Origin of the sequence: Kitasatospora sp. NPDC052896 (assembly GCF_044547075.1) — a bacterium.
Taxonomy (GTDB): Bacteria; Actinomycetota; Actinomycetes; order Streptomycetales; family Streptomycetaceae; genus Kitasatospora.
This window is the reverse complement of the sequence record NZ_JBITZU010000005.1, coordinates 180,177-200,908: the sequence shown is the minus strand read 5'-3', so window position 1 is coordinate 200,908 and position 20,732 is coordinate 180,177. Positions and strand designations below refer to the sequence as shown.

Sequence of the window (20,732 nt, the reverse complement as noted above, 5' to 3'; positions counted from 1 at the left end):
GACCGGGCAAGCCGGCAACCCCGTGGTGACCCCGACCCCGTAGTCAATCGGCGCCGAACCCGGCGAGCACACCAACGCCCGCACCACCTGGCGCAACGGCCACCGCGACAAGACCCTGACCACGCAGGCCGGCGACCCGGAGCTGGCAGGCCGTCAGCAGGCTGGCTGCCTCGGCGGGCCGCTCGACCGGATCGCCTGAGATGACGAGCGAATCGAGCCGGGCCACCTGAGATCGGGACCAGATCGACCGTCACAGGACGGTGGTGCGGGCGGCGACCGCCGTCCGCACCACCGTCTTCCAGGTCCGGGTCCTACCAGCCGGAGTTCCCGAGCGAGCCGTTCTGCCGGCCCGCCCACAGCTGCTGCTTCCCTCGGAGCGCGCTGCGGTCCGGCGCCCCCTGCGGGCGCAGATGCGAGTTGGCGTGGTCGTAGCGGGGCGACCACTGCCGCCGGCTCCACTCCCGTGCCCGTCGGTACGCCGCTTGTGCCGTGCGAGAAACCGCGCGGCCAGACCGGCTCACCTGCTGGTGGACAGTGAACAGCACCGGAAGACGAGAACTTGGGTTCTGGGAGTCGTTGCAACACCCCAGCTCGGGGGTGCAATGGACTTCGAGAGCAGAACCCGGAACTACGGGACTTCATCCAGGACCGCCTCGACAAGAAGTGGAGCCCTGAGCAGATCTGTCAGGCTTTGCGGGCACGAGAGCCATCACCCCATGCTCACACGCACTCTGACGTTCCGTTGGCGACAACCGGCCACCCTCACCGCCGGCGTGGCCGCGCTCGCACCGGGAGTTGGGCGAATGCTGGTCAGTTGCCCTGGCCGGCGCTTCCCATCGGGCCGATCTTCACCGGGGAGCCGGAACCGTCCGTGACGGGCAGCGTGCTGGCGCCCGGCCAGTTGAGGGTGACCGACTTCGTCTCGTTCGGCGGGGTCACCACCAGCCCGGTGACACTGACGCCGGAGCCGCCCGTCGTGTTGAGCGGGTAACTGATGTCGAAGTAAGTCGACTTCCCGCTCTTGAGGACGGCTGAGACGACCGGCTCACCATCGCGCTGCGCGGACAGCGCCCCCGCGTTGGTCTCCAGGTCGACGCCCGCGTACCCGGAGATCGCGCAGTCCTGGCCGCTACGGTTCTTCAGCTCCACCCCGACGGTACCGTCGGGCTCGCCGGAGATGGTGGCGTCCACGGCCGTGATCGCCAGCTCGTCCGTGCGGCACTCGCCCACCTTGCCGTTCCCGGTGGAGCTCGTCCCGGCAGCCGTACCCTTCCCGGTGGAGCCCGTCGCGCTCGAGGCCGTCCCACCGGAGGCCGACCCACCGGAAGTCGTCCCACCGGAAGTCGTCCCACCGGAAGTCGTCCCACCACCCTGAACCGAACCGCCCGAAGCCGAACCACCGCCCGGGGAAGAAGCGATGGGCGCGATGGGCACGGCGGACGTGAGCGGCGCGGACGACGACTTGCTCTGCGCCGTGCCACCGTCGTCGCCCTGGCAGGCCGTGAGCGAGAGACCCGCGGCAACGGCCAGGGCTGCGAAGGTGAGCTTGTGAACGCGCATTGTGTCTTCCTCAGTATCGGGTGGCAGGACCAGGTGCTCGCTACGGGTCGGTACGAGCGGGCGTCTCTGGTGATCAGGACCGCCCGGGCCCGGCGAACCGTTGCGCCCAACCAGCCGCCAGTACAGTGCTGTTACACACACAGCCGAGCACGACGCGCGCCACCACCGGGCGCACCGAGCCAGGGTACGGCGCCGGCCAGCCAGGACAGCGGTTCCCGCCGCCGTTCCGCACCCGTTCGCGGCCGTCGTCCGCTGGGACAGACCCGTGACCCGGCGGATCTTGACCACAACCGTTGGCATGCCTCCTTCCCCCGCTTGGTAGGCGGCGGTGGGAGGTCCCCTTCCCCCACCCCGGCGCTGAGGACTCGGCGCCACGGAGGCAACCGGGAGACAGCCCGCCGAGCCGCCGAGCAGACCCCTTCCGCCTCTCACACCATCAGCAAGACCGCCCGCAGGAGAGATGACACCGGCCGGCGTCCGTAACGGCTCGCCTGCGAGTGGGCAGTGAACAGCCCCGGAAGACGAGGAGCCTTACCGGGGCTGCGAGTTGGACTTCACGGGCTCGTCAAAGGGTCGGGAAGGCGCCCGCCTTGACCCCGGCGACGAACGACGCCCACGCGCCCGCCGAGAGCACCAGAGCAGGCCCCTCGGGGTCCTTCGAGTCACGGACGGGGACGACACCGGGGAAGTTGGGAGCAACCTCGACGCAGGAGCCGCCGTTCTGGCTGTGGCTGGACTTGAACCAGGAAGCGGCGGACAAGTCTAGGTCCGTCATGTCAGTTCCTTTCGCGCGTCGCGGATCAGGGCTAGAGATGCCGCCCTCGGCAGCGCCTCTACCTGGAGTCGATCGTAGGCCCTCTCCCACGCGGTGACCGTGGTGGCGTCACGGATCACGAACCCTCGCTCTGCCGATTCCGTGTAGCCGGCAACCGAGCGATCCGCGAAGGTCAGCAGCGTGACGAAGCCACTGAACGGGACAGGCTCAGCCAGCGCAAAGGGTGCGATCTGCAGAACCACGTGCGGGCGCGATGCCATTGCAACAAGGTGGTCGAGCTGGGCCGCCAGGATGGTCGCGCCACCGATCGGCCTGCGGATGGCACTCTCATCTAGGACGGCATGCACAAGGGGTGGCGTGGAGCGCTCGTGAAGCCGTTGCCGCGCGGCCAGGAACTTGAGCCGTTCGTCGGCCTGGGCCTGGGTGATAGCACCCCGCTCCACATTGGCTGCGGCATGGGCGGCGGCGTAGTCCGGAGTCTGAAGTAGCCCAGGGATGATGGTTGGCTCGAAGACTCGGATCTCCGTCGCCCGCGCCTCTTGCGCGGCGTGCTCGGGGAACCCCGGCAGTGCGCTGCGCTTCACGCCCCACCACATCAGCTCAAGCGTCTGCCCTGTTCTCATCGCAGCGTCGGCCGACTTTGCGAACTTGAGCGTGGGCGACTTGGTGGCTCTTTCTACAGCTGAAACGTACGCGCCGGAGTACCCCATGCGCTCACCTAGTTGATCTTGTGACCACCCAAGCGCTTCGCGTGAACTGCGAAGTTGCGATCCAAAGGCAGCGCCTGGAGATGCCTGCGGGTCAAGCTTCTTCCGGTTCAAGTGATCAACTCCAACTCGACTTTGATGCCAGATCAGTTGAACAGTTCCCGATAGTAGAGGACTCTGAACTCGCTCGGTAGTCGATCCACTACTTAGCGAGACGACTATGCCCAAGTACTGATGTTCACAAGGAGGCGAACTCCACCAGTGGAAGGTCGAGTTGAGACCGAAGACCAACGCATGGCACGCGAGCTGCGCGCCCTGGCCCGATCCGCGATCCGACAGCTCGAAGACGCATTCGAGCTGGCCGAACTGCCGCCCCTCCCGGGCCTCGGACGGATCACCCTGCTCCCCGAAGGCGTTCACGTCGAACTGGGCGGTTGCAACGTTCGGACGGTTCAGGCGCTCACTGACTTCGTCCTGGCGCACGTCCGCTGCCTGGGCCGAATCCAGCGCGGCCGGATCGTGCCCACTGGGCTGGCCCAACTGCCCTGTCTGTCGAGCAACATGAGGTCGATCAGTGGCCAGGAGCCTGCTGACCATCCGGGTCTACCGGATCACCCCCGAGGGCGAGCGGCGCGAAGTGACCAGTGACCGCGTCCGCCTGGCCGAACCGTACCGGAGCCGGCGCAGCCACCAGGACGCCCCGTGCGAATGCCCGCGCTGCGCCGCCCGGTCGGGAGCCGGCGCTCCCGAACCCCCCTCAACTGACGAGGAGTTGCCCGATGCCCGCTGAACCCCTGCCGCCACCCGGCAGCAGCCTCGGCCGCCCGTACGACCGCACGGAGGCGCTGGACGACCTCCGCGCCCTCGGTCGACAGCTCAGTCACCAGGTGAGCACCGGAACGGGCGCGGGCGCCACCGAACTGGACGCCACGCTGAGCGTGATGCGGGCCGTGCACGACCGGATCACGGCCGAGCTGGGCCACAGGCCCGCGCCCGCCCCGGCACCGCGCACCGCCTGGGACCGTGCGCACGCCAGGAAGCCGCCCGCCCGCCGGATCGCCGGGCAGGCCGTCCTCGTCCACCCCGACGGCGACCGTTTCGTCCTCCTCGACATGGCGCACCGGCCGTGCCGTCGGCTCCCCGGCGGCCACGCCGCCCCCGACGAGCCGCCGCACCGGGCCGCCCGCCGGCTGGTGGGCGCGCAGCTCGGCCTCTCGCTCCCGATCACGGGGACGGACCTCGCGTTGGTCGACTACGCGGCGGCCGACCCCGCCAAGGATGCCCGCGAGGGGTACAACTTCGTCTTCGTCCGGCAACTCACCAGGAACCAGGCGGACTTGGCGCGCCCGCTGCAGGACGCCGGCCCCGACCTGCGCGGCTTCGACTGGGTCACCCCGAAGGACCTCTCCAGCGTCTGCGAGGGGTACCACGTCCGCCGGGTCACGAAGGCCCTCAGCTGGTTCACCGACGGCGTCTCGGCTCCCCTCCTGGCGGCGGGTGTACCGGCCGAGTGACGCCGTGCCACCGGTTCACTCGATTCCCACGAGGGTCCAGCCGCGCAGGCTCTCGCGGGCCCGTTGCAGCTCCGGATGGTCGGCGGGCAGCGTCTCCGCCAGGTCGGCCAGCAGCGGACCGAGCAGCTCCAGGCAGGCCTGTCGGCCCGCCGCCTCGCCGACCACCCAGGCGTGCGCGTGCCGCAGCCGCAGGGTGTCCGGATCGGTCGGGCCCAGCGCCCGCCCGGCGTCCACGACGATCGCGGCCAGCAGCTCGGCGGCCTGCGCCTTGCGGCCGTCCCGCGCCGCGTCGGCCACCCGGTAGGCGAACCGGGCGCGCTCCAGCAGGCCGCCCCGGGTCAGCGCGGTGCCGTGCGCCGCGTTCCGGGCGATCGCCAACTCGCCCCCGCTGTGCACCAGCCGGTGGCACGGGTTGGGCGGCTGGGTGTGCCGGGGCATCCCCTCCGGGACGCTCTCCAGGGCCAGCGCGACCCGCCGGTGCAGCAGCGGCAGGTCCAGGTGCTCCGGGCCGTCGGGCACCCCGCGGCGCAACAGGCCGGTGAGTTCGGCGGTGAAGGCCGTGGTCCGGCTCCCGGGCGGGACCAGCGCCCTGCGGGTCCGGTTGGCGGCGGTGAGCAGGTTGACGTCAGCCGCCGCCGGGAGGTCCAGTGCCAGCCCGCCGAAGCAGCAGTCCAGCCAGGCGGCCCGGTGCCGGGCCGTGGTCGCGGTGCCGCCGACCAGCTCCAGCACGGCCTGCGCGGAGAGCGCGGTGCGCGGCACGCGGTCGGGGTGGGCGTCGGTGCCGGGCAGCGCCAGGTGCAGCCGGCCGGCGCCGTTCTTCACGCCGTGCCCGACGTAGTGGAAGAGCAGCAGGCCGGCGGTGTCGGCGGCGGCCTCGGCGAGCGGGCGCAGCACGTCCGCCGGGGAGCGCGGGTCCACGATCCGGGTCACCCGGTCCCGGCGCAGCGGCCCGGTCGGGCCGGTCAGCGCGTCCGCCAGCTCGTCGACGGACGGCTGTGCCTCCGGCAGGTCGGGCAGGCCCGGGTCGGTGAAGCTGCCGACGCCGACCAGCACCGCCCGGGACAGCTCCGGATCGGGCCGCAGCGGCGGCCAGTTCACCGGCTGCCCGCAGGTGTCACGTGGTGGTGCGCGCGGGTCGCTCTGCCGTTGCTCACGATCTCCCCCGATGATGATCAGTCAACTTCGGTGAGCATCGTGGCACAGTCGGTCACGAGCCGCCACTGGTCGGCCAGGCCTTCTCGTACGGCCGTTCGTCGTGAGTTCGCACGCCACCCGGACCATCCTGGACTGCATATGCAAGTCACCGATATATATAGCTTCATGACTGATCGTTCGATGCAGGAGCCCACGCTGCTCCTGCTCACCGCACTGGCCGATGCGCCCCGGCACGGGTACGCACTGCTCCAGGAGGTCGCCGCGATCTCCGGGGGCCGAGTGAAACTGCGCACCGGGACGCTCTACGGAGCCCTGGACCGCCTGCTCAAGCAGGGACTGGTCCGAGTGGACAGCGAGGAGGTGGTGGACGGGCGGGCCCGCCGGACCTACGCGCTCAGCGACAGTGGGCGCGAGGTGCTGACCGCCGAGGCGGATCGGCTGCGGGCGATCGCTGCCGAAGCCGAGCGCCGGCTCTCCGCTCCCGTCCGCAGCCCGAAGCTGCGCACCGGGTTCGCCTCGTGAGCGGGCGCGGGTTGAAGCTGGCACTGCTGCTCCACCCGGCCGCCTATCGGCGGGAGCGGGGCGAGGAGTTGGCCGCGGTGTTCGCGGACACCACCACCGGCGTGGGGCGCTGGGCCACCGCGCGCGAGGTGGTCGACCTGGCCGGGCACGGAGTGCGGCTGCGGCTCGGGACCAGCTCCGACGGGGTGCTCGCGCAGTTGGCGGCGCTGGCCGCACCGTTCGCGGCGACGGCGGCAGTGGCCGGCGGGCTCGCGTCGCAGCTGAGGGACATGGCGAGCTGGCAGCGACACGGAATGCTGACCCAAGTCCTGGGGGCGGAGTACGGCAGCTGCAACGTCGTCTTCCTGGCCGGCCAGTGCGGCCTGCTGCTCTCTCTGGTGGCCGCCGTCGCGGCCGTGTTCGGGCGCTGGGCGACTGCCCGGCTGTCCGGCCTGGTCGGCCTGCTGCTGACGCTGACCTGCGTGATCAACCAGGGGATGACCGCTGTGGGGTGGGCTGACCTGTGGGCCTATCGGCTGGTCCACGAGGTCGCCCTCCCGTACGGTCCGCAGGCACTGTGGGTGCTGATCCTGCTGGCCGCACCGCGCGACCTGCTCGGGCCGGCTACCCGCCGGCGCACCTGGAGCGCCTTGGCGGGGGCGCTGGTGGGCGGCTTCGTGCTCAACACCGCGCTCGGGCTGGGGCCGGTGACGTCGCTGAACTACGGCACCGCCAGCATGGCGCTGGCCCTGGCGCTCGGCGCGACGGAACTCGCGCTGCTCGCCGCGGCCGGACCCGCCGGGCTGCGCGGCCGGTACGGTCCGGCCGCCGCAGCGCTGGCCGGGTCTCCCATCGCCTTCCTGATGCTCTTCATGACCATCGGCCAGGTATGGAAGAACGGCGGCCACGCCACCGCCGTGGCGCTGCTCGGCGCGGCCGTACTGCTCGCGGTGGCACTGTGCCGCTGGCTGCCGAGGCTCCGCGACCGTCAGCCGCCCACGTCCGGCTGACGCCCCTCGGCGCCGTCTCCGCGGACCGCCGCCACTGCCGCGGCCTGCCCGCGTCCGTCGTCCCGACCACCGCCGCGCTGTCCCACTTCCCGTTGCCGCTCACCGATGGGTGCGACAACGGGAAGTGGGGGAGCGACCACCCGGGCGGAGCGAAGCGGGCGCGGCACCGCCGGTCGCCCGGAGGCCGCCGCCCCACGGCCGGCTGGAGCGACGGCATCGCGGTCGCGACCGCCCGGGGCCCGCCCGGCGTCCGTGCCGTCAGCCGGCCAGCAGCGCCGGCAGCTCCGCGATCGAGCCCAGCACGTGGGTCGCGCCGTCCGCCCGCAGCCGCTCGGCGTCGTGCGCGCCGGTCAGCACGCCGGCCACCACCGAGGCGCCGGCCCGGGTGCCGGTCAGCATGTCGTACCTGGTGTCGCCGGCGACGGCCATCTCGCGCACCGAGTCGGTCCCGGTGCGCAGCAGCGCGGTGAGCGCCAGGTCGGGGAACGGACGGCCGCGGCCCGCGTCGGCCGGGCAGAGCGTCAGGTCGGCGATGTCCTGCCAGCCCAGCGCCTTGAGGATCTGGTCCTGGGTGGCCCGCGAGAAGCCGGTGGTGAGCACCACCTTGCGGCCCTGGCCGCGGAGTTCGGCGATGGCCTCGGCCGCGCCCGGGATCGGCGCGCAGTGCCCGGCGTCCACCAGGTCGTGGTAGGCCTGCTCGAAGGCGATGTTGGCCCGCTGGGCCTTCTCCTCGGCGCCGAACAGGTGGCGGAAGACCGAGATCTTGGACTCGCCCATGGTGGCCCGGACGTGCTCCAGCATCCGCTGGTGCTCCGGGCTGCCGGCCTCGACCCCGAGCGCGCCGGCGGCGGCCTGGAAGGCCTGCTCGACCAGGCCGTCGTCGGCGACCGTGGTGCCGGCCATGTCCAGGACGACCAGGCGGATGTCAGTGCCTCGGAGATCAGTGCTGATGGCGTTCATTGCTCAGGGGTCCTTACAGGTTGAGAAGGTTCGCGGTGGTCTCGGCGATCGCCGGCGAGCAGGTCATGCCGCGTCCGCCCGGACCGGTGACCAGCCAGACGCCGTCGCGCACCCGCTCGCGGTGCACCACCCGGGTGGTGTCGACGCACTGCGCGTACACCCCGGCCCAGCGGCGGCGGATCCGCGGCAGCGGGCGGCCGAGCAGCTCCTCGGCCACGCCGGCCAGGTGCTCGTACGGCTCCTCGACCACGTCGAAGGAGAACGGGTGCTCGTACTCGTGGGTGTCGCCGATGGTCAGCCCGCCGTCCTTGCGCTGGACCATCAGCAGCTGCATCTTGTGCTCGGCGGCCACCGGCGGCTGCGGCTGGGCGGCGCGCAGCGCGTCCAGCGCGGTGCCGGCGAAGGCGGGGTAGTAGCGGAAGCTGTCGCCGTCGGCCACCGCGGTGGTCAGCGGCTCGTCCAGCGGGTCGGTCTGCATCATCTGCAGCCGCACCCGGCGGACCGGGAGTTCGGGGGCCAGCTCGCGGACCAGGCCGCCCAGCCAGGCACCGGTGCAGAGCACCACGACGTCGCCGGTGTGCACGTCGCCGTGGTCGTCGCGCACCGCGTGCTCGCCGATCACCTCGCGCACCTCGCGGCCGGGCAGGAAGGTGTACCGGCCGCTCGCCAACAGCGCCTCGCGCAGCGCGGGCTGGGCGGTGCGCGGCTCGACGGCGCCGTCCCGCTCGCACCAGAGCGCGCCGAGCAGCTTGCCGCGCAGCGCCGGGTTGACCGCCCGGGTCTCCGCCGCGTCGAGCAGCCGGAACCCGCGCGCCTCGGCGTCGTCCATCGTCAACGCCTGCTCGGCGACGGCGAGTTCGGCCTCGGTGCGGATCGCGGTCAGCGAGCCGGAGGGCCGGAAGCCGAGCGCCGGCACCCGGGCGCCGATGCCCTCCCACAGCTCCCGGGCGCGCAGCGCGGTGGCCAGCTCCTCACCGCTCGACCGCCCGCTGACCCAGACCAGGCCGAAGTTGCGGACCGACGCCCCGCGCGCCTCGGCCTCGCGCTCGATGTGGACGACTTCGTGGCCGCGCTCGACGGCCTGCCAGGCGTGCATGGTGCCGAGCACGCCTGCTCCTACGACGATGACTCTCATGGCGACCAGGCTGCTCGGCCGGGGTGTCGCGCAGGTGTCCGAGCGGCGACGACCGGGCCAACAATCGCCAAGTTGTACAGACAACACCTCGAAAAGACCTGGACAGGTCGGCCTACCTGCACACCCGGGCCCGCAGGTAGTTGCGACGACCGAAGTGCGGCTCGTCCACCGCGGTCAGCTCCCCGACCTGGAACCGGTAGAGCGCCGCCGCACCCCCACCGGCCAGGTACTGCGCCCGTGCGTCGGCGTCCCGGGCGAAGACCGGGTAGCGGCCCTGGTAGGCCGTCAGCGCCTCCCGCGCCTGTCGCCCCCGGGCCTCGCCGGCCCGGCCGAGCAGCTGGACCCCGCGCAGCTGCTCGCCGAAGACCGGCGGCGGCAGGAAGACGGTGGCCGCCGCCCGGGCCTCCTCGGCCAGGTGCAGGCTGTGCCGGGTGGAGCGCTCGCTGACGAAGTAGAGGCAGAGGTCGTCGTCGAAGGCGAAGAAGGCGAGGTTGGCGTGCGGGCCGTGCTCGGGCCCCGCGGTGGCCAGGGTGAGCACCATGGACTCGGCCAGCAGGCCTTCGACGCCCTTGCGGAGCTCCTCGGCGGGCCAGTCGCCCTGGATGATGTCGAGCCGGTACGGCATGTGCGTCCCTTCCACCGGCCGTGCGCGGCACGGCACACCTGCGGAGCAACGGAGCAGGACCGCGGCGCGAGGCGGGGTGGCGCACACCCCCGACGGGCGGGGGCGCGGACGTGCCGCGGCGGAACAGCGGAGCCGGGCCCCGCCCGTGGGCCTTCGGCCCGGGCGAAACCCGGCTCTCATGCTGCTCCCGTGCGGCCCGGCCGCACAAGGTCACCGCAGCTGCGGTCGCACCGCCCCCACCGGCCCGGCGCCCAGGAACGGTGCCAGCGCCCCGGCACGCGCCCGGGCCACCCAGGGCTCGGCCCGCCCGGCGGCGATCGCCAGCGGGATCCCGATCACCGTGCCGACCAGCGCGCCGACCAGCACGTCGTGCGGGTAGTGCACGCCGACCCAGACCCGCGAGGCGGCCATCAGCACCGCCGCGACCAGCACGCCCCAGCCCAGCCGCCGGTAGGCGAAGAGCAGCGCGACGGCCGCCGCGAAGGCGATCACCGAGTGGTTGCTCGGGAAGGACCAGTCGTTGGCCGCCGGGCACGGGTCCAGCGGCACGCTGCCGGCGATCTGCCGGCACGGCCGGACCTCGTCGACCATGCTCTTGAGCACCGAGTTGACGGCGTAGGCGGCGACCACGATCAGCGGCGAGGCCAGCACCCGGGCCATCACCACCGAGTCGTCCCGCCGGGCCCGCCACCAGGCCCACAGCATGAAGACCGCGAACAGGCCGAGCCCGAAGTTCGACCAGGCTTTCACCAGCTCGTCGAACCAGCTCGGCGCACTGGCGGCCCAGTGCGTCACGGTGGTGTACAGGCCGCCGTCGATCTTGCTGCCGTCGTAGGCGAGCAGGGGGTTCGTCACACCGCACCCCCGCCGGCCCGGGCGGTCCTGCGGGCGCGGAGGATTTCCAGCGCAATCGGGATCATGGAGACAACTACTACCAGACCAATGATGGGCAACAGATAAGTGTCGATATCAGGAACGCTCGACCCCAGGCCGTAGCCGGCCAGCACCACGCCCACCGCCCAGGCCGTGCCGCCCAGCACCTGCCAGAGCGCGAAGGTCCGCGCCGGCACGTCCAGCGCCCCGGCCAGCGGGTTGAGCACGGTCCGCACCACCGGGATGAACCGGGCCAGCACGATCGCCCGGCCGTGCCCGTACTGCGCCAGCAGCTGCTCGGCCCGCTCGGCGCCCTGCAACAGGCTCCTGCGCCTCGTTCGACGCAGCAGCGCCCGGCCACCGCGCCGGCCGACGAGGAAGCCGACCTGGGCGCCGGCCAACGCGCCGACCAGGGCCGCCGCGATCACCTGCCAGAGCACCAGGTGCGGGCCGCTGTGCGTGCCGGAGACGCAGAGCAGGCCGGCGGTGAACAGCAGGGAGTCGCCGGGCAGGAAGAAGCCGACCAGCAGGCCGGTCTCGGCGAACATGACGACGGCGATCCCCAGGGCGCCGAAGGCGGCGAGCAGCGACGAGGCGTCGAGCACGTTCACGGCGAGCAGGGTGGACGGAGAAGGCAAGCTGGCGGACCTCCCATACTGTTCGAGGCAGCCCTGAGCGGACCGCCCCGACCGTCTACAGTGATGTAGACGGTCTACGACACTGTAGACGACGACTGGAGGCCACGTCGCATGCCCGAGTTGCCAGCCGCGCGCCGCCCGTCCGGAGAGCTGGAGGCCCAGGTGCTCGCCGCGCTCTGGGCCGCCGACCAGCCGCTCACCCCGCAGGACGTCCAGCTGGCCCTCGGCGACGGGCTGGCCCGCACCACGATCGCCACGATCCTGGCCCGGCTGCACGACAAGGGCACCGTCGAACGCACCAGAGCCGGCCGCGCCTACGCCTACACCCCCACCGTGCAGGACCCGGCCGGCCTGGCCGCCCGCCGGATGCGCACCGAGCTGGACCGCGAGCAGGACCGCTCCACCGTGCTCGCCCGGTTCGTCTCCGACCTCTCCGACGACGACGAGCGGCTGCTGCGCGAGCTGCTCGGCGACGGACCGGACCAGCAGCGCGGCAGCGGCCGATGATCCTCGCCGTCTGGGCCCCGCTGCTGGTTCCGCTGCTCGCCGCGCCGGCCGCCCGGCTGCTCGCCGACGCGCTGGCGCCGCGCGCCGCCGCCTGGGTGCTCACCGCCACCGCGGTGACCCTGGCCGGCGCCACCACCGCCTCACTCGGCCTGCTCACCGCCGCCGGCCTGCTGCGCCTGCCGCCGGTGGCCGCGCTCGGGCACCTCTCGCTGCCCTGGCTCGACCGCTCCACCCAGGGCGCCACGCTGCTCGCCGTGCCGGCCACGTTGGCGCTGGTCGCGATCTGCGCGCTGGCCGTGCGCACCGCGCGCCGCCAGTACGCCGACCTGCGCCGGGCCCGGACCGCCGCCGGGGTGCCCACGCCGCCCCCGCCACGGCCGCGCGACTGGTTCGCGGGTCAGCGGCGCACGGGCCGGCCCGACCACCCGCTCGCGGTGCTGGACGACGAACACGCCGACGCCTACGCGCTGCCCGGCCGGCCCGGCCGGATCGTGGTCACCGCCGGGATGCTGCGGGCGCTCTCCGGCCCCGAGCGGGCCGCCCTGCTCGCCCACGAGCGGGCCCACCTGGCCGGCCGGCACCACCTCTTCCTGGCCGTGGCCGAGTACGCCGGCGTGATCCACCCGGCGCTCCGCGGACTGCGCGCGCCGCTCGGGTACCACCTGGAGCGCTGGGCCGACGAGGTCGCCGCCCACGCGGTCGGCGACCGGGCGGTGACCGCGCGCGCGGTCGGCCGGGCCGCCCTCGCCGCCGCTCGCACCCCGCGCCCGGCCCGGCCGCTGCTGACCCCGGCGGTGGCCGCCGGTCCGGTGCCGCGCCGGGTCGCCGCGCTGCTCGCCCCGCGCCCGCGCCCGCGGGGCCGGTGGCGGACGGCGGCCGCGCTGGCCCTGGCCGGCTGCCTGGCGATCAGCACGGCCGCTACCGTGGAGGCCACCAGCGACCTGCACCAGACCGTGGAGACCGCGCAGGCCGGCGTCGAGCACCGCTAGCCGCGCGCGACCGAGGGGGCCAGCCAGATGAGCGTCACCGTCCTCGGCGAGTGCGTCGCCGACGCCTTCGTCCTGCCACGGACCCAGGGCGCCCCCGGCGGCGCGCTCGCGCTGGAGGTGCACCCCGGCGGCGGCCCGGCCAACACCGCCACCGCGCTGGCCCGGCTCGGCACCCCGACCCGGTTCCTCGGCCGGCTGGCCGCCGACCCCTTCGGCGCGCTCTTCCGCGACCGGCTCGCCGAGGCCGGCGTCGACCTCACCGACTGCGTGGCCGCCGCCGAGCCCAGCACCCTGGCGATCGCCGCGCTGGACGAGCGGGGCCAGGCCGGCTACTCCTTCCACGCCGAGGGCACCGCCGACTGGCAGTGGCGCCCCGAGGAGCTGGCCACCGTCGATCTCACCGGCACGCAGGCCGTGCACACCGGCTCACTCGCCCTGGTACGCGCCCCCAGTGGTCAGGTGATCGAGGAGTTCCTGGCCCGCGCCGGCGCGCACGCCACCATCTCGATCGACCCCAACCTCCGCCCGCTGCTGGTCGCACCGGAGCACTATCGGCAGCGCATCGCGCGCTGGTGCACGCTCGCCGACCTGCTGCGCCTCTCCTCGGACGACCTCGCTCTGCTGAGCCCCGAGCACACCCCCGAGCAGGCCTGCGACCACTGGCACGAACTGGGCGTCCCGGTGGTCGTGCTGACCCTCGGCGACCGGGGCGCGCTGGTCTCGCTCAACGGCACCCGCCTGAGCGTCCCGGCCGTTCGCACCCGAGTCGTCGACACCGTGGGCGCCGGCGACGCCTTCACCGGCGGCCTGCTGCACGCGCTGGCCGGCCGACGGCTGCTCGGCGGCCGGCTGTCCACCCTGACCCTCGAACAACTCGCCGACGGCTGCCGGTTCGCGGCCGAGGTGGCCGCCCTGACCTGCGCCGTCGCCGGCGCCAACCCGCCCCGCGCCGAACAGCTGCGGCGCCCGGCCTGATCCACCGTCCGCTGCCGGCGTGTCAGTCCACAAGCCCCGCTCCTTCCCTCGTACGAGGATCTCTCGACCGCCGTGCCGCAAGCCCCCGTACGCTGTGGGCGACAGGGCCGCACGGCCCTGCCCCGGCCGAGCGGGACCGGACTGCGGGCGAGGGGAGCCATCATGCGGGACACCGCACACCTGGACCGGACCGGTGAGGTCTCCAACCGGGCCAAGGCCGAACTGGCCAGGACCCACGAGCAGGCCGTCACCGGGGAGATCCCCCGGCAGGCGCCGCGCCCCGAGATCGGTGACTCCTGGGAACGGGTGCGCAGACTCGGCCTCGACCCCGAGCGCGGCCGCACCCCCGAACACCTGAGCGCCGCCGAGGTCGAGCACCGCCGCCGGGCCAGCGGGCTGGACGCCGTGCTGCCCACCCTGCGCGGCACCCTGCTCGACCCCACCAACGACCTTCCGCTGATCCTCGCCGTCGCCGACTCCCAGGGCGACGTGCTCTGGCACGAGGGCCCGCGCCAACTGCGCCGCAGCGCGGACCTGATCGGCTTCATGACCGGCGGCCACTGGGGCGAGGAGTCGGTCGGCACCAACGGCATCGGTACCGCGCTGCGCACCGGCAGGCCGCTGCGGGTGCACTCCGCCGAGCACTACCTGCGCAACCAGCACAACTGGACCTGCGTCTCGGCACCGGTCCGCGATCCGCGCACCGGCCGGGTGACCGGCGTGGTGGACCTCAGCGGCCCGGCCCGCGGCGTCCATCCGCAGCTGCTGGCGCTCGCCGTGACCGCCGCCAGACTGGCCGAGACCGAGCTGCGGGCCGCCCAGCTGGAGGCGCTGCACCGGCTGCGCACGGTCGCCGCGCCACTGCTCGCCCAGACCTCCACCCCCGCGCTGGTGGTCGACCGGGACGGCTGGACGGCCGCCACCTCCGGTCTGCCCCCGGTCAGCCGGCTGCGGCTGCCCGCCGACGGCTGGGGCTCGGCGGCGGTGCACTGGCTGCCCTCGCTCGGCGAGTGCGCGGTCGAGCCGCTGGCCGACGGCTGGCTGGTCCGGCCGCTCACCGGGTCCCCGCAGGCGGTGAGCGAGCAGTCCGAGGGCGCCCGGGTGGTGCTCGACCTCAGCCGGGCCGACCGACCCGAGGTCCTCGTCACGGGCGGGGTGGGCAGCTGGTCGCACGCGCTGAGCCCGCGCCACGCCGAGCTGCTCCTGCTGCTGGCCGCCCACCGGCCCGGGCGGACCGCCGCCGAGCTGGCCGACGGGCTCTTCGGCGACTCCGGGCGGACCGTGACGGTCCGGGCCGAACTCTCCCGGCTGCGCCGCTACCTGGGCGGGCTGCTGGAGCACCGGCCGTACCGCTTCGCGGAGACCGTGCAGGTCGAGGTGGTCGGGCCGGACGATCCGTACCAGCTGCTGCCGTCCTCCTCGGCCCCGGGCGTGCGGCGGCTGCGCGCGCTGCTGGACGGCGGCGCCCAGCTGCTGCCCGGCTGCCGGGTGATGGGGGCGGCCACCGGGCGGTCGAGGGGCGCGGCGGACCAGCACATCCCGAGCCCGAGACAGCGCGGCGGCGAGCAACCGACCGCCGGAGTGGCAGCGCCGGCGGCCGCCTCCCGGCGGTCCCAGGTCCCGTCCCCGCCGCTCCAGCCGGCTCAGCCGTCGCCGAGCAGGAACTCCGAGAGCTGGGCGTCGGTCGGCCCGCAGTCCGGCTCGGCCCCCTCGGGCACCTCGGCGTAGGTGCGGTCCAGCCAGTCCCGGACCCGCGGCGCCGAGGCCTCCAGCAGCGCGCTGCCGTACGGCGACTCCAGCGCGAGGTGCAGGGTGGCGCCGTGGCACGGGCAGTGCGCCGGCCAGAGCCGGACGTCGCCGTGGCCGGTCAGGCCGCGCAGGCCGTCCCGGAGCAGCTCACGGGAGAAGACCCAGTCCACCTCGTCCGGACGGCCGAGGTGGAAGGTGACCAGGACCTCGTAGGGACGCTCGGGCTCGTAGCGGAACCGGGTCGGCACGGTGCCGACCTTGTCACGGCCGAGGGCGATGCGCAGAGTCAGCACCTCCTCCACCGGCAGGGCCGGCAGGAACGGCAGCTGGGGCCGGGTGCCGGGCACCGCCGGGAGCGAGGTGGCGGCACTGCCGGCCGGGACGGTGGAGCTGATCGACGTGGCGCTACTGAACAGTGGATCGCGCGGCATGGCTGTTTCTCCGGGGCGAGACGGGACCAGGCTTGGGTCCTGTCCGGTCGACCTGGGTGGCCGCGACACCAGTGGCCGCCACCGTGGGGCGCGCGGCGTCGAGTCCCCCGAGCCCTGGTCGGGCAGACGTCGCGGCGCCCGGCAAGATCGGCCGGACTGGGCCCAGCCTGCTCCGTTGCCGCCACGGGCCGCAAAGGTTGCAGGGGGTTGCAACTGCTCGGCGCAGCTGCGTTGCCCCTCCGGGCAACCCTCGCGGGCAACCGCGCGCCCGCGCACGGGGCGCGTGCCACGCCGGCGCGACGCCCCGCCCGCGCAGCCGATCGCGTCCTCCGACGGTACGTCAATTGCGGCCCGGAGGTGGCCGGTCGGCGTTATTGATCTGCCGCCACCGGGCCGGTCACTTCCCGTCGTCGCGCTGGTACTCTCGTGCCTCTGCCGCTGCGGGTGAGCGCGGTGGGAGTGCGCCGGCTCATCGGAGCGGCGCACGCGTGGGAGCAGCGCGCGGGCGCGTCCGGCGGGGAGGAGAGGAGTCCGGTGGTCCACCGGGAAGGCACCCCTGGGGTGGCGCGACGCACGGACGGGCCGGTGCCCGCGGCGCACGGTCGGCACGGGCGGCCCAAGCCGTTCGGCGGGCACTTCCGGCTGCCCGCGATCAAGGTCTCCGGTGCCGCGATGGCGATGTCGACGGTGGTCGGGATCAGCATCGCCACCACCTGGCTGGTCAGCGCCCAGCAGCGGATCGGCATCGGGACGCGGATGTCCACGGTCGGCGCCACGCCGCCGATGCCCACCCCGACACCGCTCGCCGCCTCGTCACCCACCGCCCGGCCGCTCACCGTCACGCCGATGCCCGACGCCGGCGGACTGGTCGGGCCGGCGGCGGTGGCGGCGCCCGCCGACCGGGCCCGGCCCGACCGGGCGCCCGCCGGGCCGGCGCCCTCCTCCCCCGCGCCCACCGCGCAGGCGTCCGGGCCGAGTGCGCCCGCCAGCACGGCCACGCCCACTCCCGCGGCGTCGACCGGTCCGACGTCCAGCGCCGAGCAGCCGGCCGCCTCCGCCCCGACCGCGTCCACCCCGACCAGCGCCGCGCAGACCCCGCCCCAGCCGCGCCCGAGCGTCACACCGGGCGTGCTGCCCGGCACTCCCGGCGGCCCGCCCGTCCAGAACGCTCCGTCGAGCCCCGGCGACACCTCCGACGACGCCCCCGACTCGGCCCTCAGCGGCACGGGCAGCAGCAGCTCGCCGCTCGCCGCCGGCCGGCTGCGGACCCTCACCCTCACGGTCGGCGAACCGCTCGCCGCCGTCGAGGTCGAGCTGCGCCTGGACCGCGTCGACGCCGCCGGCGCGATGGCCTGGAGCTCCCTGCCCGACGCCGGGGTGACCGTCCACCAGGACGGCCCCGCGGTGGTCTACCGCTTCGCTCCGGCCCCCGGCGAGGACGTCGCACCGGGCCGCTACACCTTCACCGTGCAGGCCGCCGCCGACCTCACCGGCGCCTCCGCCCGCTGCCGCGGCACCTGGTCCGCCTCCGGCTTCGCCCTCCGGCACCCCCGCGCGGTCGCCACCCACGGCGCCTTCCGGCGCCACCGCGCGGTCCCGCTCCCCTCGCTCCTCGGCTGACCCTCTCCGGGGGGGCGGTCCCGGGCACGATCGGGGGCAGAAAACCGTCTCACCGTCAGGGCCTATGGTTGGCCTCGCACATCTGTGCCATCCCAGCCGAGGAGGACACCGTGAGCACGGCCCTGACCCAGGGTGGCAACGCCCCGCTGACCGCTTCCCGGGTGACCGTGGAGGTGACCGCGCCCAAGCGGCTGGACGTCTCCGCCCTGCTCCTCGGCGCCAACGGCAAGGTGCGCTCGGACGCCGACCTCGTCTTCTTCAACGCCCCGCAGGGCCCCGGCGTCAGCCACCGCCCCGCCACCGGCGCGCTGCCCGACGCGATCACCGTCGACACCTGGGCGGTCCCCGCGGACGTCGCCCGGGTGGTGATCACCGCCAGCCTGGACGCCCCGGCCGGAACCTTCGCGGGCACCGAGCCCACCGCCACCGTCCGGGACGCCGCCACCGGCGACGTCCTGGTCACCTTCACCCCGCATCGGCTCGGCCGGGAGACCGCCCTGGTGGTGGTCGAGGTGTACCGGCGCGGCACGGAGTGGAAGCTGCGCGCGGTCGGCCAGGGCTACGCCGACGGGCTGGCCGGCGTCGCCGGGGACTTCGGCGTGACGATCGACCGCCCCGCCCCGCGGACCCCGCCCGCCCCGCCGGTACCCGCCACCCCGCCCCGGGTCACCCTGGACAAGGGCCGGGTCAGCCTGGTCAAGGGCGGCTCGGTCTCGCTGGTCAAGGACGGCCGACCGCTGCTCACCTCGGTCCGGATGGCCCTCGGCTGGGAGCCCGCCCGGCGCGGGCGCAACATCGACCTGGACGCCTCCTGCATCGCCTTCGACGCCCGGCGCGAGCGCCTGGAGACCGTCTGGTTCATGAAGCTCAACGTCTTCAACGGCGCCATCCAGCACACCGGCGACAACCTCACCGGCGCGGGCAGCGGCGACGACGAGGCGATCGACGTCCACCTGGACGGCCTGCCGCCCGAGGTCTGCGGCCTGGTCTTCGTGGTCAACTCCTTCTCCGGCCAGAAGTTCACCGAGATCGCCAACGCCTACTGCCGCCTGATCGACTCCCGCACCGGCAACGAGCTGGTCCGCTTCGACCTGACCAACGCCGAGCCGCACACCGGCGTGGTGATGTGCAAGCTGGTCCGCCAGTACGCCGGCGAGTGGGTGATGACCGCGCTCGGCGAGTACGTGGACGCCAAGACCGCCCGCGGCATGGTCCAGCCCTCCGCCGCCCTGCTCTGACCGGAGCGGAGGCCCGTTCCGCGCGCCGGCCACGTACAATTCCTCCTTGTGCCTGCGGCGAACGCGCGTGGGTCTGGCGGGCGCGTGGCGGCATCGTCGGCCTGGTGCCGACCGGCAGTCGCAGCCGCAGTCGCCCGAGGGAACAAGGGATCCACGTGAGCAACGAACTGTCCGCCAGCACCGTCCAGGTCCTCGACGAGGCGGGTCGCCGCCGGACCTTCGCCGTGATCAGCCACCCGGACGCCGGCAAGTCCACGCTGACCGAGGCGCTCGCCCTGCACGCCCGGGCGATCACCTCGGCCGGCGCGGTGCACGGCAAGGGCGGCCGCCGCGGCGTCACCAGTGACTGGATGGAGCTGGAGCGCGACCGCGGCATCTCGGTCACCTCCGCGGCCCTCCAGTTCGGCCACCGCGACCACGTGATGAACCTGGTCGACACCCCCGGCCACGCCGACTTCTCCGAGGACACCTACCGCGTCCTGGCCGCCGTCGACTGCGCGATCATGCTGGTGGACGCCGCCAAGGGCCTGGAGGAGCAGACCCGCAAGCTCTTCGCGGTCTGCCGGCACCGCGGCGTCCCGGTGATCACCTTCATCAACAAGTGGGACCGCCGCGGTCGCGAGGCGCTCGCCCTGCTCGACGACATCGAGACCCACCTGGGCATCACCCCGGTGCCGGTGGTCTGGCCGGTCGGCAACGCCGGCAACCTGCGTGGCCTGGTCCAGGCCGCGGACACCGACCACATGCTCCGCTACACCAAGGTGCCGGCCGGCACGCACGCCGCCCTGGAGGAGACCCTCACCTCCGAGCAGGCCAGCGAGCAGGAGGGCGAGGCCTGGCTGAACGCGCTGGAGGAGCTGGAGCTGGTGCTGTCCTCCGGCCCCGGCTACGACCAGCAGGCGTTCGAGGAGGGCAAGATCAGCCCGGTCTTCTTCGGCGCCGCGCTGACCAACATCGGCGTGAAGCTGCTGCTGGACGCGGTGGTCGACCTGGCCCCCGCGCCGAGCCCGCGCCCGCTGGCCAAGGGCGGCGCCCGCGAGGTCGGCGAGGACTTCTCCGGTCTGGTGTTCAAGATCCAGGCCAACATGGACCCGGCGCACCGCGACCGGATCGCCTTCGTCCGGGTCTGCTCCGGCGTCTTCGAGCGCGGCATGAACGTCACCCGCGCGGCCAGCGGCCGCTCCTTCGCCACCAAGTACGCGCACACCGTCTTCGGCGCCGAGCGCACCGTGGTCGACACCGCCTACCCGGGCGACGTGGTCGGCCTGATCAACGCGAGCGCGCTGCGGGTCGGCGACACCCTCTACGCCGGCAAGAAGGCCGAGTTCCCGCCGCTGCCCGCGTTCGCGCCCGAGTACTTCGCGGTCGCCCGGCCGAAGGACATCAGCCGGTCCAAGCAGTTCCGCAAGGGTGTCTCGCAGCTGGACGAGGAGGGCGTGGTCCAGGTGCTGGTCTCCGACCGGCGCGGCGACCAGGCGCCGGTGATGGCCGCGGTCGGCCCGATGCAGTTCGACGTCGTGCTGCACCGGATGGAGCACGAGTTCTCCTCCCCGATCACCCTGGACCACCTCTCCTACCGGCTGGCCCGGGTCACCGACGCGGACGGCGCCACCGAGATCGGCAAGGCCCGGCTCACCGACGCCGAGGTGCTGACCCGCCGCTCGGACGAGGTGCTGCTGGCCCTGTTCGCCGACAAGTGGCACCTCAACGCCTTCCAGCGGGCCAAGCCGGACATCCGGCTGGAGCCGCTGATCGCCACCGCGGACTGAC

22 protein-coding genes are annotated in these 20,732 nt (G+C 73.9%); 11 read left to right on the top strand and 11 right to left on the bottom strand.

Features of this window, described 5'->3' with window-relative positions:
- Nucleotides 1-43 precede the first annotated feature (43 nt).
- From ACIGXM_RS13575 to ACIGXM_RS13560, 4 genes are all read right to left on the bottom strand, one after another.
- A complete protein-coding gene (locus ACIGXM_RS13575; protein WP_396560220.1) occupies nucleotides 44-226 on the bottom strand; it encodes a hypothetical protein in 183 nt (60 codons plus the stop codon).
- 584 nt (nucleotides 227-810) lie between these two features.
- Entirely contained in the window at nucleotides 811-1,560 is a 750-nt protein-coding gene (locus tag ACIGXM_RS13570; RefSeq protein WP_396560218.1) for a DUF4232 domain-containing protein, read from the bottom strand.
- Between the two features lie 565 nt (nucleotides 1,561-2,125).
- The gene (locus tag ACIGXM_RS13565; protein WP_396560216.1) at nucleotides 2,126-2,335 is read right to left on the bottom strand and encodes a DUF397 domain-containing protein; all 210 of its coding nucleotides are present in this window, start codon (nucleotides 2,333-2,335) and stop codon (nucleotides 2,126-2,128) included.
- Nucleotides 2,332-3,582, bottom strand: coding sequence for a Scr1 family TA system antitoxin-like transcriptional regulator (locus ACIGXM_RS13560; RefSeq protein ID WP_396560214.1), 1,251 nt, complete (start codon nucleotides 3,580-3,582; stop codon nucleotides 2,332-2,334). The genes ACIGXM_RS13565 and ACIGXM_RS13560 overlap by 4 nt, the downstream gene beginning before the upstream one ends.
- Nucleotides 3,583-3,616: 34 nt before the next feature.
- Between ACIGXM_RS13560 and ACIGXM_RS13555 the strand changes: the two genes are divergently transcribed.
- Together ACIGXM_RS13555 and ACIGXM_RS13550 are read left to right on the top strand one after the other, a co-directional pair.
- A complete protein-coding gene (locus ACIGXM_RS13555; RefSeq protein ID WP_396560212.1) occupies nucleotides 3,617-3,832 on the top strand; it encodes a hypothetical protein in 216 nt (71 codons plus the stop codon).
- Complete coding sequence (locus ACIGXM_RS13550) at nucleotides 3,822-4,556, top strand: NUDIX domain-containing protein (protein ID WP_396560210.1); 735 nt, start codon at nucleotides 3,822-3,824, stop codon at nucleotides 4,554-4,556. The genes ACIGXM_RS13555 and ACIGXM_RS13550 overlap by 11 nt, the downstream gene beginning before the upstream one ends.
- Nucleotides 4,557-4,571: 15 nt before the next feature.
- Here the strand turns inward: ACIGXM_RS13550 and ACIGXM_RS13545 are convergent, their stop codons facing one another.
- Nucleotides 4,572-5,654, bottom strand: coding sequence for a hypothetical protein (locus ACIGXM_RS13545; RefSeq protein ID WP_396560208.1), 1,083 nt, complete (start codon nucleotides 5,652-5,654; stop codon nucleotides 4,572-4,574).
- A gap of 222 nt (nucleotides 5,655-5,876) precedes the next feature.
- Here ACIGXM_RS13545 and ACIGXM_RS13540 point away from each other — a divergent pair, with 222 nt between their 5' ends.
- Nucleotides 5,877-6,233: a PadR family transcriptional regulator gene (locus tag ACIGXM_RS13540; protein ID WP_396560206.1), complete on the top strand. Its 357-nt coding sequence runs from the start codon at nucleotides 5,877-5,879 to the stop codon at nucleotides 6,231-6,233.
- Nucleotides 6,230-7,222, top strand: a complete 993-nt coding sequence (locus ACIGXM_RS13535) for a hypothetical protein (protein WP_396560204.1) — start codon at nucleotides 6,230-6,232, stop codon at nucleotides 7,220-7,222. Before ACIGXM_RS13540 ends, ACIGXM_RS13535 begins: the two co-directional genes overlap by 4 nt.
- A gap of 258 nt (nucleotides 7,223-7,480) precedes the next feature.
- Here the strand turns inward: ACIGXM_RS13535 and ACIGXM_RS13530 are convergent, their stop codons facing one another.
- The 5 genes from ACIGXM_RS13530 to ACIGXM_RS13510 form a co-directional block, all read right to left on the bottom strand.
- Entirely contained in the window at nucleotides 7,481-8,182 is a 702-nt protein-coding gene (locus tag ACIGXM_RS13530) for a phosphonatase-like hydrolase (RefSeq protein WP_396560202.1), read from the bottom strand.
- A gap of 13 nt (nucleotides 8,183-8,195) precedes the next feature.
- A complete protein-coding gene (locus ACIGXM_RS13525) occupies nucleotides 8,196-9,317 on the bottom strand; it encodes a TIGR03364 family FAD-dependent oxidoreductase (RefSeq protein ID WP_396560200.1) in 1,122 nt (373 codons plus the stop codon).
- A gap of 112 nt (nucleotides 9,318-9,429) precedes the next feature.
- Nucleotides 9,430-9,942 carry a pyridoxamine 5'-phosphate oxidase family protein gene (locus ACIGXM_RS13520; RefSeq protein WP_396560198.1) on the bottom strand — a complete coding sequence of 171 codons (513 nt, stop codon included), beginning with the start codon at nucleotides 9,940-9,942 and terminating at the stop codon, nucleotides 9,430-9,432.
- 210 nt (nucleotides 9,943-10,152) lie between these two features.
- Nucleotides 10,153-10,797, bottom strand: coding sequence for a phosphatase PAP2 family protein (locus ACIGXM_RS13515; protein WP_396560196.1), 645 nt, complete (start codon nucleotides 10,795-10,797; stop codon nucleotides 10,153-10,155).
- Nucleotides 10,794-11,453: a DedA family protein gene (locus tag ACIGXM_RS13510; protein WP_396560194.1), complete on the bottom strand. Its 660-nt coding sequence runs from the start codon at nucleotides 11,451-11,453 to the stop codon at nucleotides 10,794-10,796. Before ACIGXM_RS13510 ends, ACIGXM_RS13515 begins: the two co-directional genes overlap by 4 nt.
- 111 nt (nucleotides 11,454-11,564) lie before the next feature.
- Between ACIGXM_RS13510 and ACIGXM_RS13505 the strand changes: the two genes are divergently transcribed.
- The 4 genes from ACIGXM_RS13505 (at nucleotide 11,565) to ACIGXM_RS13490 (ending at nucleotide 15,652) form a co-directional block, all read left to right on the top strand.
- On the top strand, nucleotides 11,565-11,960 hold the full coding sequence (locus ACIGXM_RS13505) for a BlaI/MecI/CopY family transcriptional regulator (RefSeq protein ID WP_396560192.1): 396 nt from the start codon (nucleotides 11,565-11,567) through the stop codon (nucleotides 11,958-11,960).
- On the top strand, nucleotides 11,957-12,949 hold the full coding sequence (locus ACIGXM_RS13500) for a M56 family metallopeptidase (protein WP_396560190.1): 993 nt from the start codon (nucleotides 11,957-11,959) through the stop codon (nucleotides 12,947-12,949). Before ACIGXM_RS13505 ends, ACIGXM_RS13500 begins: the two co-directional genes overlap by 4 nt.
- Nucleotides 12,950-12,976: 27 nt before the next feature.
- Nucleotides 12,977-13,924, top strand: coding sequence for a carbohydrate kinase (locus tag ACIGXM_RS13495; RefSeq protein ID WP_396560189.1), 948 nt, complete (start codon nucleotides 12,977-12,979; stop codon nucleotides 13,922-13,924).
- 162 nt (nucleotides 13,925-14,086) lie between these two features.
- The gene (locus tag ACIGXM_RS13490) at nucleotides 14,087-15,652 is read left to right on the top strand and encodes a GAF domain-containing protein (RefSeq protein ID WP_396560187.1); all 1,566 of its coding nucleotides are present in this window, start codon (nucleotides 14,087-14,089) and stop codon (nucleotides 15,650-15,652) included.
- Here the strand turns inward: ACIGXM_RS13490 and ACIGXM_RS13485 are convergent.
- Entirely contained in the window at nucleotides 15,568-16,104 is a 537-nt protein-coding gene (locus ACIGXM_RS13485; protein ID WP_396560185.1) for an SsgA family sporulation/cell division regulator, read from the bottom strand. The genes ACIGXM_RS13490 and ACIGXM_RS13485 overlap by 85 nt on opposite strands.
- 561 nt (nucleotides 16,105-16,665) lie before the next feature.
- On the opposite strand from ACIGXM_RS13485, the gene ACIGXM_RS13480 reads away from it, so the two are divergent.
- The 3 genes from ACIGXM_RS13480 (at nucleotide 16,666) to ACIGXM_RS13470 (ending at nucleotide 20,731) form a co-directional block, all read left to right on the top strand.
- Nucleotides 16,666-17,724: a hypothetical protein gene (locus ACIGXM_RS13480; protein WP_396560183.1), complete on the top strand. Its 1,059-nt coding sequence runs from the start codon at nucleotides 16,666-16,668 to the stop codon at nucleotides 17,722-17,724.
- Nucleotides 17,725-17,846: 122 nt separating this feature from the next.
- The gene (locus tag ACIGXM_RS13475; protein WP_396560703.1) at nucleotides 17,847-18,962 is read left to right on the top strand and encodes a TerD family protein; all 1,116 of its coding nucleotides are present in this window, start codon (nucleotides 17,847-17,849) and stop codon (nucleotides 18,960-18,962) included.
- A 155-nt stretch (nucleotides 18,963-19,117) separates the two neighbouring features.
- Nucleotides 19,118-20,731: a peptide chain release factor 3 gene (locus tag ACIGXM_RS13470; protein WP_396560181.1), complete on the top strand. Its 1,614-nt coding sequence runs from the start codon at nucleotides 19,118-19,120 to the stop codon at nucleotides 20,729-20,731.
- Nucleotide 20,732 lies beyond the last annotated feature (1 nt).

Bases quoted from the DNA above. Each gene is read 5' to 3' on its own strand.
- ACIGXM_RS13570 (WP_396560218.1), bottom strand. From the start codon at position 1,560: ATGCGCGTTCACAAGCTCACCTTCGCAGCCCTGGCCGTTGCCGCGGGT.
- ACIGXM_RS13565 (WP_396560216.1), bottom strand. From the start codon at position 2,335: ATGACGGACCTAGACTTGTCCGCCGCTTCCTGGTTCAAGTCCAGCCAC.
- ACIGXM_RS13550 (WP_396560210.1), top strand. From the start codon at position 3,822: ATGCCCGCTGAACCCCTGCCGCCACCCGGCAGCAGCCTCGGCCGCCCG.
- ACIGXM_RS13540 (WP_396560206.1), top strand. From the start codon at position 5,877: ATGACTGATCGTTCGATGCAGGAGCCCACGCTGCTCCTGCTCACCGCA.
- ACIGXM_RS13530 (WP_396560202.1), bottom strand. From the start codon at position 8,182: ATGAACGCCATCAGCACTGATCTCCGAGGCACTGACATCCGCCTGGTC.
- ACIGXM_RS13525 (WP_396560200.1), bottom strand. From the start codon at position 9,317: ATGAGAGTCATCGTCGTAGGAGCAGGCGTGCTCGGCACCATGCACGCC.
- ACIGXM_RS13520 (WP_396560198.1), bottom strand. From the start codon at position 9,942: ATGCCGTACCGGCTCGACATCATCCAGGGCGACTGGCCCGCCGAGGAG.
- ACIGXM_RS13505 (WP_396560192.1), top strand. From the start codon at position 11,565: ATGCCCGAGTTGCCAGCCGCGCGCCGCCCGTCCGGAGAGCTGGAGGCC.
- ACIGXM_RS13500 (WP_396560190.1), top strand. From the start codon at position 11,957: ATGATCCTCGCCGTCTGGGCCCCGCTGCTGGTTCCGCTGCTCGCCGCG.
- ACIGXM_RS13495 (WP_396560189.1), top strand. From the start codon at position 12,977: ATGAGCGTCACCGTCCTCGGCGAGTGCGTCGCCGACGCCTTCGTCCTG.
- ACIGXM_RS13490 (WP_396560187.1), top strand. From the start codon at position 14,087: ATGCGGGACACCGCACACCTGGACCGGACCGGTGAGGTCTCCAACCGG.
- ACIGXM_RS13485 (WP_396560185.1), bottom strand. From the start codon at position 16,104: ATGCCGCGCGATCCACTGTTCAGTAGCGCCACGTCGATCAGCTCCACC.